This is a genomic window from Paraburkholderia sp. A3BS-1L, from assembly GCF_051125215.1.
In the GTDB taxonomy this organism is placed as follows: Bacteria; Pseudomonadota; Gammaproteobacteria; order Burkholderiales; family Burkholderiaceae; genus Paraburkholderia.
Genome location: NZ_CP120442.1, coordinates 2,744,721 through 2,757,195 on the forward strand (window position 1 = coordinate 2,744,721; position 12,475 = coordinate 2,757,195).

12 protein-coding genes and 1 riboswitch are annotated in these 12,475 nt (G+C 65.5%); of the genes, 8 read left to right on the forward strand and 4 right to left on the reverse strand.

What is annotated here, in order from left to right:
• Positions 1-122 precede the first annotated feature (122 nt).
• Entirely contained in the window at positions 123-809 is a 687-nt protein-coding gene (locus P5W99_RS12515) for an HAD family hydrolase (RefSeq protein ID WP_421024712.1), read from the forward strand.
• Positions 810-929: 120 nt separating this feature from the next.
• Here P5W99_RS12515 and ribB read toward each other — a convergent pair whose 3' ends face one another.
• Positions 930-1,649, reverse strand: coding sequence for a 3,4-dihydroxy-2-butanone-4-phosphate synthase (gene ribB, locus P5W99_RS12520; protein WP_421024713.1), 720 nt, complete (start codon positions 1,647-1,649; stop codon positions 930-932).
• 171 nt (positions 1,650-1,820) lie between these two features.
• A riboswitch (FMN riboswitch) is annotated at positions 1,821-1,987 on the reverse strand.
• Between the two features lie 377 nt (positions 1,988-2,364).
• Between ribB and miaB the strand changes: the two genes are divergently transcribed.
• The 4 genes from miaB to P5W99_RS12540 all read left to right on the forward strand — a co-directional run bounded on the left by miaB (position 2,365) and on the right by P5W99_RS12540 (position 6,143).
• Positions 2,365-3,738 carry a tRNA (N6-isopentenyl adenosine(37)-C2)-methylthiotransferase MiaB gene (gene miaB / locus P5W99_RS12525; RefSeq protein ID WP_421024714.1) on the forward strand — a complete coding sequence of 458 codons (1,374 nt, stop codon included), beginning with the start codon at positions 2,365-2,367 and terminating at the stop codon, positions 3,736-3,738.
• A gap of 29 nt (positions 3,739-3,767) precedes the next feature.
• Positions 3,768-4,892 carry a PhoH family protein gene (locus P5W99_RS12530; protein ID WP_434660975.1) on the forward strand — a complete coding sequence of 375 codons (1,125 nt, stop codon included), beginning with the start codon at positions 3,768-3,770 and terminating at the stop codon, positions 4,890-4,892.
• Between the two features lie 56 nt (positions 4,893-4,948).
• Positions 4,949-5,410, forward strand: coding sequence for an rRNA maturation RNase YbeY (gene ybeY / locus P5W99_RS12535; RefSeq protein WP_421024716.1), 462 nt, complete (start codon positions 4,949-4,951; stop codon positions 5,408-5,410).
• Positions 5,411-5,519: 109 nt separating this feature from the next.
• Positions 5,520-6,143 (forward strand): gamma-glutamylcyclotransferase, encoded by a 624-nt coding sequence (locus P5W99_RS12540; protein WP_421025267.1) that lies wholly within the window; start codon positions 5,520-5,522, stop codon positions 6,141-6,143.
• Positions 6,144-6,171: 28 nt separating this feature from the next.
• Here P5W99_RS12540 and P5W99_RS12545 read toward each other — a convergent pair whose 3' ends face one another.
• Genes P5W99_RS12545 through P5W99_RS12555 form a run of 3 tightly spaced genes read right to left on the reverse strand, consistent with a single transcriptional unit; the run spans position 6,172 to position 7,967 of the window.
• The gene (locus P5W99_RS12545; protein WP_421024717.1) at positions 6,172-6,852 is read right to left on the reverse strand and encodes a DUF799 domain-containing protein; all 681 of its coding nucleotides are present in this window, start codon (positions 6,850-6,852) and stop codon (positions 6,172-6,174) included.
• Positions 6,853-6,862: 10 nt separating this feature from the next.
• A complete protein-coding gene (locus tag P5W99_RS12550) occupies positions 6,863-7,243 on the reverse strand; it encodes a DUF4810 domain-containing protein (RefSeq protein ID WP_421024718.1) in 381 nt (126 codons plus the stop codon).
• Between the two features lie 43 nt (positions 7,244-7,286).
• Entirely contained in the window at positions 7,287-7,967 is a 681-nt protein-coding gene (locus P5W99_RS12555; RefSeq protein ID WP_434660977.1) for a CsgG/HfaB family protein, read from the reverse strand.
• A gap of 413 nt (positions 7,968-8,380) precedes the next feature.
• On the opposite strand from P5W99_RS12555, the gene P5W99_RS12560 reads away from it, so the two are divergent.
• The 3 genes from P5W99_RS12560 (at position 8,381) to glyQ (ending at position 12,460) form a co-directional block, all read left to right on the forward strand.
• The gene (locus tag P5W99_RS12560) at positions 8,381-9,274 is read left to right on the forward strand and encodes an HlyC/CorC family transporter (protein WP_421024719.1); all 894 of its coding nucleotides are present in this window, start codon (positions 8,381-8,383) and stop codon (positions 9,272-9,274) included.
• Positions 9,275-9,514: 240 nt separating this feature from the next.
• A complete protein-coding gene (gene lnt, locus P5W99_RS12565) occupies positions 9,515-11,218 on the forward strand; it encodes an apolipoprotein N-acyltransferase (protein ID WP_421024720.1) in 1,704 nt (567 codons plus the stop codon).
• Between the two features lie 234 nt (positions 11,219-11,452).
• Entirely contained in the window at positions 11,453-12,460 is a 1,008-nt protein-coding gene (glyQ, locus tag P5W99_RS12570) for a glycine--tRNA ligase subunit alpha (RefSeq protein WP_421024721.1), read from the forward strand.
• Positions 12,461-12,475 lie beyond the last annotated feature (15 nt).

Genomic DNA, 12,475 nt, shown 5'->3' on the forward strand with positions numbered 1-12,475 from the left:
GCAGGATGGTCGCCACGGCAGCAAAAGCACGTATCATGATGTTTTCAACCTTCCCGTCTTGCCCGGCCACCCGTGCTGCGTCTGGCCCGGCCACCCCGCTTTTCCGCCCTTTCGTCTTGCGCATGATCGACCATCTCATCTGCGACTGCGACGGCGTACTCGTCGACAGCGAAGTCATTGCCGACCACGTCCTCTTCGATACGCTCAGCCGCACGTTTCCCGGCATCGACTTCCGCGCCGCCGTGGCCACGGCGTTCGGCCAGCAGACCTCGCGCTTTCTCGCCGATGTCGCGGCGCGCTTCGATCTCACGCTGCCCGAGCATTTTCTCGAAACCATCGAACACAACTGCGAAATCGCCATTGCAGAATCGGTGAGCCCGATCAATGGCGTGCGCGACGCGCTGCGCCAGCTCGCGCTGCCTGCCGCCGTGGTGTCGAACAGCCGGCTCACGCGCGTGCGTGCCTCTGTGCGGCGCGCCGGGCTCGATGCGATCTTCGGCGAGCGCATCTTCAGCGCCGAGCAGGTCGAGCGTCCCAAGCCTTATCCGGACGTCTATCTGCACGCGGCGCTCGCGCTCGGCGTGGAACCGGAGCGCTGCCTCGTCGTTGAGGACAGCCTCTCGGGCCTGAACGCCGCGCGCGCGGCCGGCATGAAGACGATCGCGTTCGTCGGCGCGAGCCATATCCCGTCGGGCTATGCCGACGTGCTGCGCGAGATGGGCATCACGCGCATCATGAAGCACATGGACGAACTGCCCGCGCTCGTCGAGTCGGGCGTACGCGGGGAATTCGGCGATCAACAGTCCTAGCCGCTTGCCTGCGCGCGTGCCGTAACGCGGCGCGTGCGCAGAACGGCAAACGGCGCGTGAGCCATCTGGCCCACGCGCCGTTTTCACTACCAAGCCCGGATCAGCGATGAGCCAGGCGCCTTATGCAGGCTCGGCGCAGCGCTCGCGCGCCTGCGCGAGCGACTCACGGAACGCCACCAACTCGGCGATCGTCAGCATCGGCAGGTTGTGCAGCTTCGCGAAATCATCGACCTGCTGGCCGCGCGCCATGGTGCCGTCCGGGTTCATCAGCTCGCACAGCACGCCGGCGGGCGCGAGGCCCGCGAGCACGGCCAGATCGACGGTGCCTTCGGTGTGGCCGCGGCGCGCCAGCACGCCGCCCGGCTGCGCGCGCAGCGGAAACACGTGGCCCGGGCGCACGATGTCGGCGGGCTGCGCGTTCGGGGCGATGGCGGCGCGGATCGTCGTCACGCGGTCGGCTGCGGATACGCCCGTGCTCACGCCATCGCGCGCCTCGATCGACACCGTGAACGCGGTGCGATTGCGGCTCTCGTTGTGCGCAACCATGGGCGGCAGTTCGAGCGCGCGCACCTTCTCGTCGGACAGGCACAGGCACACGATGCCGCTGCATTCGCGGATGAACAGCGCCATCGTCTCCGGGGTAAGACATTCGGCAGCCAGCACCAGATCAGCTTCGTCTTCGCGGTCATGGTCGTCCTGGAGCACGACCGGACGGCCTTCGCGCATGGCTTGCAGCGCGGCGGCGATGCGCGGCGGCACCGGTTCGGTATCGAGCAGGGGAAGATCTTCGATGGCGTCGAGCGGCGACTCGACAAATACTGCGTTGCGGGTAAAGGACATGTGAAACGCTCCTCGCAAGAGTTGGGCGAAAAACGTTTCAGGGCATTGCAAACAGACAGGAATCCCCGGCGAACGGCGTAGGGCGCGCGTGCCGGAGCACGACGCCGGAACATCGCGCGCGAGGCCCGCGCGGGCAGAGCAGCCGCGGCGGTTGGGCAAACATGACCATCTGCACATCTTCTTTCATCCGGACTATGACCGTCGGCCCTGGCATCGCACCAGATCTGCTGACCCCGCGCGAAAGGCTTCGCGCAGGCGCTCGCGGGCTCGTCGGCCTTGCCTTGCGGCGCGGCCGGCATACCGCCGGTGGGGAATTCCACCCCGCCCTGAAGACGCACTGATTGCCGGTTGAACCGGCTGGCAAAGGATACCGCAGAGTGCGCCGTTGTGCAGCGCAGTAAAAACCAGTAGACGTAGCGGCCGTGGGCGATCCGCACGGAAATCGGCGATGGGCTGATCAGCGCATGAGGCTATAATGGCAGATTGCGCTGAAAGCACCTGAAAGCCCGATTTGCACCGCGAACTGGCGGCAAAAATACGCAAAAGGATGTAAATCAGCACGTAAATCGGCACGCGAATCGCGCTTGCCGAGGTGCGCCATGGCCAGGTGGCCCGGCCACCTGTTTCAGCCCTCTTTTATCACCGTAGTCCCGAAGTGCACGAGTGCATCAACCGGACGACGCCCCCAGGTAAACCACTGCGAACGGCGACCCCGATGACCAAGAAAGTTTATGTAAAGACCTTTGGCTGCCAGATGAACGAGTACGACTCCGACAAAATGGTCGACGTGCTCGGCGCCGCTGAAGGCCTCGTCAAAACCGACACGCCCGAAGACGCGGACGTGATTCTCTTCAACACCTGCTCGGTGCGTGAGAAAGCCCAGGAGAAGGTGTTCTCCGACCTCGGCCGCGTGCGCGAGCTGAAGGAAGCGAACCCGAACCTGCTGATCGGCGTGGGCGGCTGCGTGGCGAGCCAGGAAGGCGCGGCCATCGTGCAGCGCGCGCCGTACGTGGACCTCGTGTTCGGCCCGCAAACCCTGCACCGCCTGCCGCAGATGATCGACGCGCGCCGCGCTTCGGGCCGCGCGCAGGTCGATATCACGTTCCCCGAAATCGAGAAGTTCGACCATCTGCCGCCCGCACGCGTGGAAGGCCCGAGCGCGTTCGTCTCGATCATGGAAGGCTGCTCGAAGTACTGCAGCTACTGCGTCGTGCCGTACACGCGCGGCGAGGAAGTCTCGCGCCCGCTCGACGACGTGCTCACCGAAATCGCCGGCCTCGCCGACCAGGGCGTGCGCGAAGTCACACTGCTTGGCCAGAACGTCAACGCTTACCGCGGTGCACTCACGCAAGGCGCGCACGACATCGCCGACTTCGCCACGCTGATCGAATATGTCGCCGACATTCCCGGCATCGAGCGCATCCGCTACACCACTTCGCACCCGAAGGAATTCACGCAGCGCCTGATCGACGCTTACGCGAAGGTGACCAAGCTCGTGAGCCATCTGCATCTGCCGGTGCAGCACGGCTCGGACCGCGTGCTCATGGCGATGAAGCGCGGCTACACCGTGCTCGAATACAAGTCGGTGATCCGCAAGCTGCGCGCGATTCGCCCCGATCTCTCGCTTTCCACGGACATCATCGTGGGCTTTCCCGGCGAGACTGAAGAGGACTTCGAGAAGACCATGGCGCTCGTCGACGAGATGAAGTACGACACGAGCTTCTCGTTCATCTACAGCCCGCGTCCGGGCACGCCCGCGGCGAACCTGCACGACGACACGCCGCGCGAAGTCAAGTTGAAGCGCCTCCAGCATCTGCAAGCCACGATCGAAGAGAACGTGCAGCGCATCAGCCAGTCGATGGTCGGCCGGGTCGAGCGCATTCTCGTGGAAGGCCCGTCGCGCAAGGACCCGAGCGAACTTTCGGGCCGCACCGAGAACAACCGCGTCGTCAACTTCCCGGCGCCGCTCGCTTCGCACGCGCGCCTGATCGGCCAGATGATCGACGTGAAGATCAACCACGCCTACCCGCACTCGCTGCGCGGCGAGCTCGTGCTCGCGCACGAAGACACTTCGGCACTCCCGCATTGAGCGGCGCCTGAACGGAGTTCACTGATACCTTGAAGCCCAATCAGCAGCATCTGGAATTCAACGCGCCGCGCGACGACAATGCGCGGCTCGCGAACCTCTGCGGCCCGCTCGACGAAAACTTGCGGCAGATCGAGCAGGCACTCGACGTAACCCTCGCGCGGCGCGGCCATCGCATCTCGATTCGCGGCCGCGGCGCGAAACTCGCGCTCGCCGCGCTCGAAAACTTCTACAACCAGGCGCGCGATCCGCTTTCGGTCGACGACATCCAGCTCGCGCTGGTCGAGGCGCGGCATCCGGGCAATCCCGCCAACGATCCGCGCGCGAGCGGCAACGGCGGCGTGCGTGGAAACAGCGGCGGCAACAACGGCGCCGATGCCGCCGAGATCGACCCGCGGGACGTACGATTTCGCGGCGACCCCGACCACCCGTTCGACGAGCCCGCGCGCGAAGGCGTCGACGTAGAGGAACTCGGCCCGAAGCTCTATACGCGCCGCGCCGACCTGCGCGGCCGCACGCCCGCGCAGCGCGAGTACCTCAAGCAGATCATCTCGCACGACGTGACCTTCGGCGTCGGGCCTGCGGGCACGGGCAAGACCTATCTCGCGGTGGCCTGCGCCGTGGACGCGCTCGAGCGCGACCAGGTCAAGCGCATCGTGCTCACGCGCCCCGCCGTGGAAGCGGGCGAGCGCCTCGGCTTCCTGCCCGGCGATCTCGCGCAGAAGGTGGACCCGTATCTGCGCCCGCTGTACGACGCGCTCTACGACCTGCTCGGCTTCGACAAGACCGCGAAAATGTTCGAGCGCCAGATGATCGAAATCGCGCCACTCGCGTACATGCGCGGACGCACGCTCAATCACGCGTTCATCATCCTCGACGAGGCGCAGAACACCACGCCCGAGCAGATGAAGATGTTCCTGACGCGTATCGGCTTCGGCTCGAAGGCCGTCGTGACCGGCGACACCACCCAGGTGGACCTGCCGCGCGGCCACAAGAGCGGGCTGATCGAAGCGCAGCAGGTGCTCGCCAACGTGCGCGGCATCGCGCTCACGCGCTTCACGAGCGCGGACGTCGTGCGCCATCCGCTCGTCGCGCGTATCGTCGAGGCCTACGACGCGCATTCGAAAAAGGATGAAAGCGGCGGCGACGCGCGCTAAGGCACGAGATCGAGCCCAGATTGGAGCCCGAATTTGAATCGCCACGAATCACGCACATGGCCCGCGCACCGAAACTCAAACTGAACGTGCAGTTCCCCGCCGCGAAGGCGTTTCCCGAGCACAAGGCCACGCTGCCACGGGCCACCGTGGCGGCGTGGATAAAGGCCGCGCTATTCGCCGATGCCGAACTGACCGTGCGCTTCGTCGACGCGGAAGAAGGCCGCACGCTCAACCGCACGTACCGCGGCAAGGACTACGCGACCAACGTCCTCACGTTCGCCTACGCCGAAAGCGAGAACGACCCGGTGACGGGCGACCTGATCCTCTGCTGCCCGGTAGTGGAGAAGGAAGCCGCCGAACAGGGCAAGCCGCTCTCGTCGCACTACGCGCACCTGCTCGTGCACGGCACGCTGCACGCGCAAGGCTACGATCACGAGGACGACGCCGAAGCCGAGGAGATGGAGGGCATCGAAACCGAGGTGCTCAACTCGCTCGGCTTTCCCGACCCGTACAAGTAAGGCCACACGCCCCCCTTCCGGCCCGAGCCCGTCAGACATGAACGACAAGCGCGCGAACGATTCCAGTGTTGTTGCCGAACCGCTGGTGAATGACGCGCCCGCCAGCGGCATGCCCAGGCCCTGTCCTGGCTATCCGCCGTCGCTCGGCGAGTCGCGCCTGCTCAGCGAAGACGAACTGCGCGCATCGCTCGACCACACGCTTGAGCCATGGGACCGCACGAGCGACATCTGGCTGTTCGGCTATGGCTCGCTGATCTGGAACCCGGGCCTGCCGACCGTCGAGAACGTGCGCTCGCGCGTGCATGGCTACCATCGCGGCCTGTATCTTTGGTCGCGCGTGAATCGCGGCACGCCCGAGCAGCCGGGCCTCGTGCTCGCACTCGATCGTGGCGGCTCGTGCGCCGGCGTGGCGTTCCGCCTGGCCGCCGATGGCGTCATGCCGCATCTGGAAGCACTGTGGCGCCGCGAAATGCCGATGGGTTCGTACCGGCCCGCCTGGCTGCCCTGCTCGCTCGTCGATGGCCGGCGCGTCGCGGCGCTCGCTTTCGTGATGCGCCGCGACGTGCCCACCTACACGGGCAAGCTCGGTGAAGACACGGTGCGCCAGGTGTTCGGCTGCGCATCGGGCCGCTACGGCACGACGCTCGACTACGTGCGCCGCACCGTCGAGGCCCTGCGCGAGAGCGGCATGCCCGACCGGGCGCTGGAGCGGTTGCTCGCGCGCTGCGCGTGAGCACCAGGCCCGGTTCAGCGCAGCAAGCTCAATCGCTGCCGTACTTCGGCGAATGCGGGCCGTAGAGGATCCCGTTCGGCTGCCCCGCGGACAACAGCCTCTGGCTCGTCAAACCCGCCACCTCCTGGCTCTCGTCGGCGAGCGAATGCGCCACCTGCTTGACCGCCGCCTGCACCATCATGCCGATAATGCTGCCGCTACCGAAGTCCACGTTGCCGAGTTCCTTGCCGTTGGCCGTCGCGCTGCCCTGCCAGAGCACATCGCCCGTACCGAGGCTGACGAGCTTCGCGGTCGCCGAGACGGACGTATTGCTGTCAACCACCCGATAGACGGAGCCGTACTGCGTGACCTTCGTGTAGAGCACGGCATCGGCGCCGAAGATTTCATGCAGTTTCTTCGGCGACGTAGCCTGCATCTCCACGGGCAACGCAATGCCGTTCTGGCGGAAGGTCTCCGCCACTTCGGCCACGGGCAGAACGTAGTAGCCGGATTCCGCGAGCGGCATTGTCATCTGCGACAGCATGCCGTTGGTGGCATTCACATCGACGGTTTCGTTCAGCGGCGGCAGCACCAGAATCGAGCGCGGCTTTGCGCTCTTGAACGCGGTGTAGTCGTAGCCGGCGGTTTGCTTCTGCGGCCCCACGCACGCGGCGAGCAGCGCGGAAACCGCGAGCACCGGCAGGCATTTCAGTATCGAAAATTTGAGCATGATGGCGTGCCTACTTCGAGAGGTTCTTCAACAAAAAGTCCATGTATGCGGACGACTCAGGGAAGGCCTCCTTCTCGGCACGCAGTTCCTGCTGCGCCTGCTGGCCCTTGCCGACACTCGCGTAAAGCGAGCCGAGGTGGGCATGAAAACCGGGGGGCGGCCGGTTGCCCTTGGCGCGGATCTGTTGAAGCGCCTGTTCGAGCGCAGTGATCTGCTCTTCCGGGCTCGTCTGCCCTTTCAGGTACGCGTAGACCTGCGGCTGATAGGCGTCCCATTGATAGAGCGTGGGTTGCGTGCGCGTCGCACAGCCGGCGAGCAGCGCGCCGGCAACGGCCAAGGCAACGCCAAGCGGCGCAGCGGTGGACCGCCGTGTAGTGTGGGTTTGGGTCATAGGTCTGAGTCTTCTGTTCAAACAGGATGGATTCGCGCGGCCGTCACTTCACGGCGGGCAGCCCAGCGGTTGCGAGCGCGCCTGCATCGACGCGTTCCGCGAGGCGATTGACGGCCTCCTGAATCGCGAGGTCGAGCACCTTGCCATTGAGTGTCGAGTCATAGCCCGCCGTGCCGCCAAAGCCGATCACCTCGCGGTTCGACAGGCTGTATTCGCCCGCGCCCTGCGCCGATAGCACGACCTCCGACGTGACCGTATCGACCACATTGAGGCTCACCTTCGCGTAAGCCACCTGGCTCTTGCCGCGCCCGAGGATGCCAAATAGCTGCTGGTCGCCGACTTCCTTACGGCCAAACTCCGTCACGTCGCCGGTGAGGATGTAGCGCGCGCCCCTGAGCGCCTGTGCCTGCTTCGTGAAGCCGGCCTCCTGGCGAATCTCGTCGAGGTTGTCTCGGTCGAGCACATTGAAGCGCCCGCTCTGCTGGAGCGCCGTGATCAGAATGGTTTTGGCCTGACCGCCCAGACGGTCGATCCCGTCCGTGAAAATGCCGCGCATGTAGCTCGAGCGGTTGTCGAACTTGCCGACGGCGACCGCCACCGGCTTGCCGGCGTATGGCGTGCGCGCCACCGCCACTTCCGGAACCGGCAGCGTGCGCGACGCTTCAGTCGCGCACGCTGCCAGAACAATGAACAATGAACAAAGACGGCACGAGCCATGCCGCACACCGCGTTGCGCGCTGCTTCGATAACACCTGCAAGATGGGTCTCCTTACGCACCTGGACCGGACCTCGTGCCCGGCCCACGACGCGCGGAACCATTGGGGGTTCCGCGTGAAGGTCCGAATTAGAGCAAGGTCGCTGAAAGGAAAATGTCAAACAATCCAGCGCAGGTGACACCCATCAAACCCAGGACAAAAATCATCCAAATCTGAAACCCGAAAATTCGCGAGATATGGCCGGCGCATCGGGCAAGCTCATCGACGACCACTGCCGCATGCCGTGCGTCCCCCCGGGCACCTCGCATCTGCGTTAGGATGGATCACGGGCATGCCCTACACGGGCGCGCCACACGCATGATGTATCCTTTCCTATCCGCAACAGCGCGCCCAGCCATCAAGAGGCCCAGGGCGCACCACCATGAACGACTCTTATCCCAGTCGACGACAAACCGGCAAACCCCAGGAAAAGCGCTCCCTGCTCGAGCGGCTGACCGACTTCATCTCGCCCGAGCCCGACTCGCGCAGCGAGCTTCTCGAAATCCTCCAGGACGCGCACGCGCGCAATCTGATAGACGCCGATTCGCTTTCGATGATCGAAGGCGTGTTCCAGGTGTCCGAGCTCTGCGCGCGCGACATCATGGTGCCGCGCGCCCAGATGGATGCGATCAACATCGCCGATAGTCCCGACGAATTCATCCCCTTCGTGCTGGACAAGGCGCATTCGCGCTATCCCGTCTACGAAGGCAACCGCGACAACGTGATCGGCGTGCTGCTCGCGAAAGACCTGCTGCGCTACTACGCCGAGGAAGAATTCGACGTGCGCGGCATGCTGCGCCCGGCCGTGTTCATCCCCGAGTCCAAACGCCTGAACGTGCTGCTGCACGACTTTCGCCAGAACCGCAATCACATCGCCATCGTCGTGGACGAATACGGCGGCGTGGCCGGCCTCATCACGATCGAGGACGTGCTTGAGCAGATCGTCGGCGACATCGAGGACGAATACGACTTCGACGAGGAAAGCGGCAACATCATCGCCTCGCCCGATGGGCGTTTCCGCGTGCGCGCGCTCACCGAGATCGAGCAGTTCAACGAAACGTTCGGCACCCATTTCTCGGACGACGAAGTCGACACCATCGGCGGATTCGTTACGAATCACTTCGGACACGTGCCGCATCGCGGCGAAAAGGTCCGCATCGACGACCTGATCTTCGAGGTGCTGCGCGCCGACGCGCGCCAGCTGCACATGCTGCTGGTGCGCCGCGATCCGCTCGCCGGCCAGCGTGAAGCCGCGTTGCAGCCGCAGGGCACCTGACGCCCTGCGCCCGCGCGCGCTTTGAACGACGCCGGCCTGCGGGCCGGCGTCGCGCTTTTCAAGCCGGCGGAGTGCGATCGCGCCCCCAAACGTCACCTCAAACTCGCCCCGGCGCCACACAATGCCGCTGCGTGAAAATGCTATCGTTGCGCTCGCTGCGCACACGGCGTGTGCAGCGAACGTTTTGCAACCCGCGCCTCGCGCGCCCCTGCAGTCGGACTGCAGCGCCCAAGCACACCCATGGCTGAACCGATCGATTCCCGCACGCGCGACGGCGCGCGCGCCGCAGACACACCTACCGCCGCGCGCCGCGCGCTGCCGGCCTGGTACTACGTGGCCGCTGCCGGGCTGGGCGCGCTCAACACGCTTTCGTTCGCGCCCACACCGCACGGCGGCTGGCTCGAAATCGCGATCTTCGCGGGCTTTTACTTCTGGCTCACGCGCACCACGGGCTGGAAAAGCGCGCTCTTCACCGGCTGGGCGTTCGGCTTCGGCAACTTCGTGACCGGCGTCTGGTGGCTGTATGTGAGCATGCACTTCTATGGCGGCATGCCCGCCGCGCTCGCCGGCGCGGCGCTTGTGCTGTTCTCGCTCTACCTCGGTCTCTATCCGGCGCTCGCCGCGCTGGTCTGGTCGTTTTGCGCGGGACACGCACGCAACGGGCGCACCCTGCCGTTTTCGCCGACATGGCATGGCGCCTTTGCCTTCGCGAGCGCGTGGGCGCTGGGCGAATGGGCCCGCGGCTACGTCTTCACCGGCTTTCCGTGGCTTTCGAGCGGCTACGCGCAGGTGGACGGGCCGCTGACCGGGTTCGCGCCGATCGTCGGCGTCTATGGCGTGGGCTGGGTGCTCGCGCTCGTCGCGGCGCTCCTCGTCCAGGCACTGGTGCACGTGCGCAAGGCGGGATCCGACGCGATTGGCGGGCCTGCGCGCGGCGGCACTACCGGCTCCATCGGCTTCTCCAGCTCCATCGGCGCGGCGGCCACGCCGGCCATGATGGCTGTAGCCGTGACCGGCGTTGGCCTGCTGCTCCCGCTCGTCAACTGGACGCACCCCGAAAACACCCCGCTGAACGTGCGCCTGCTGCAAGGCAATGTGAAGCAGGAGATGAAGTTTTCCGAATCCGGCCTCGAAGAATCGCTCGCCGAATTCCAGCGGCTCATCACCGAAAAGCCCGCCGATCTCGTCATCACGCCCGAGACCGCGATTCCGATACTGCTGCAGGAAATGCCCGAAAAATTCGGCCGCGATATCCGCGCGTTCGCCGACGGCACCCACACCGCCATCCTGTTCGGCGCCGTGGGCGGCACAATCACGCCGGACCGGCGCGTAGTCGACTACACCAACAGCCTGTTCGGCATCACGCCCGGCCAGAACGGCTTGTATCGCTACGACAAGCACCACCTCGTGCCCTTCGGCGAATTCGTGCCGTGGGGCTTCCGCTGGTTCGTGAACCTCATGAACATCCCGCTCGGCGACTTCGCGCGCGGCGCCCCCGTACAGCCGCCGTTCCTCGTGCACAACCAGCCCGTCGCCGTCGACATCTGCTACGAGGACATCTTCGGCGAGGAAATCGCGCGCACCGTGCGCGAGAATCCGACCTCGCCGGGCATCCTCATCAACTCGACGAACCTCGCGTGGTTCGGCGACACCATCGCGCTCGACCAGCATCTGCAAATCGCGCGCATGCGCTCGCTCGAAACCGGCCGGCCGATGCTGCGCGCGACCAATACGGGCGCCACTGCCGCCATCGACGCGCACGGCAACGTGATCGCCCGCCTGCCCGCCTTCACCGTGGGCTCTCTCGACTTGCGCGTGGAAGGCACCCAGGGCTTCACGCCCTACGTGAGGAGCGGCAACAACACGGTGATCGCCGTGTCTCTCGTGTTGCTGGCACTCGGCTTCGCATTCGGGCCCGCCCGCCCCGGTCGCAAGAAGGCTTGATGCGCCAAAATATGTCCGGAATGTGCCTGGTCCCCGCGCGCCGGTCTCAACGCTGCGCCAATCCGGTAAAATTCAAGGTTTTAGCACCGGGCCGCCCCTCCTGACCGGGGGCCGGGACCGCAGCATGCAAGGAATCCCCGCCACGCGCGAAACACCCGGCCACACCCGGCCGCGCGTGGCGGACCTTGCCGCCGCAGCCCACGCCGTTCGCCCTAAAAGACACTGCAGGCACACATGCTCACGTTTCAGCAAATCATCCTGACGCTCCAGTCTTACTGGGACAAGCAGGGCTGCGCGCTGCTCCAGCCGATCGACATGGAAGTCGGCGCCGGCACCTCGCACGTCCACACCTTCCTGCGCGCAATCGGCCCCGAGCCGTGGCGCGCGGCCTACGTGCAGCCGTCGCGCCGCCCGAAGGACGGCCGCTACGGCGAGAACCCGAACCGCCTGCAGCACTACTACCAGTACCAGGTGGTGCTCAAGCCCGCGCCGGAAAACATCCTCGACCTGTACCTCGGCTCGCTCGAAGCACTCGGCTTCGACCTGAAGCAGAACGACGTGCGCTTTGTCGAGGACGACTGGGAGAACCCCACGCTCGGCGCATGGGGCCTCGGCTGGGAAGTCTGGCTCAACGGCATGGAAGTCACCCAGTTCACGTACTTCCAGCAAGTGGGCGGCATCGACTGCAAGCCGGTGCTCGGCGAAATCACCTACGGGCTCGAGCGTCTCGCGATGTACCTGCAAAAGGTCGAGAACGTCTACGACCTGATCTGGACCGAGTGGGAAGAAGAGGGCCCCAACGGCCCCGAGCTGCGCCGCCTCACTTACGGCGACGTCTACCACCAGAACGAAGTCGAGCAATCCACGTACAACTTCGAGCACGCGAACGTCGACCTGCTGTTCACGTTCTTCAACGCCTACGAAAGCGAAGCCAAGCGCATGATCGAGTTCCAGCTCGCGCTACCCGCCTACGAACTCGTGCTCAAGGCCGGCCACACGTTCAACCTGCTCGACGCGCGCGGCGCGATCTCCGTGACGGAGCGCGCAGCGTATATCGGCCGCATTCGCGCGCTCTCGCGCAGCGTCGCGCAGTCGTACTACGAATCGCGCGAGAAGCTCGGCTTCCCGATGCTCGGCAATCCGGTGCACGGCGTGCCGGGCCTGACCACCGACGAACAGGACGCCGCGATGCCCGCGTGGGCGCCGCCGCTGAAGGTCGAACGCAAGTTCGACGAGGCATGACCGGATCTCCAGAAC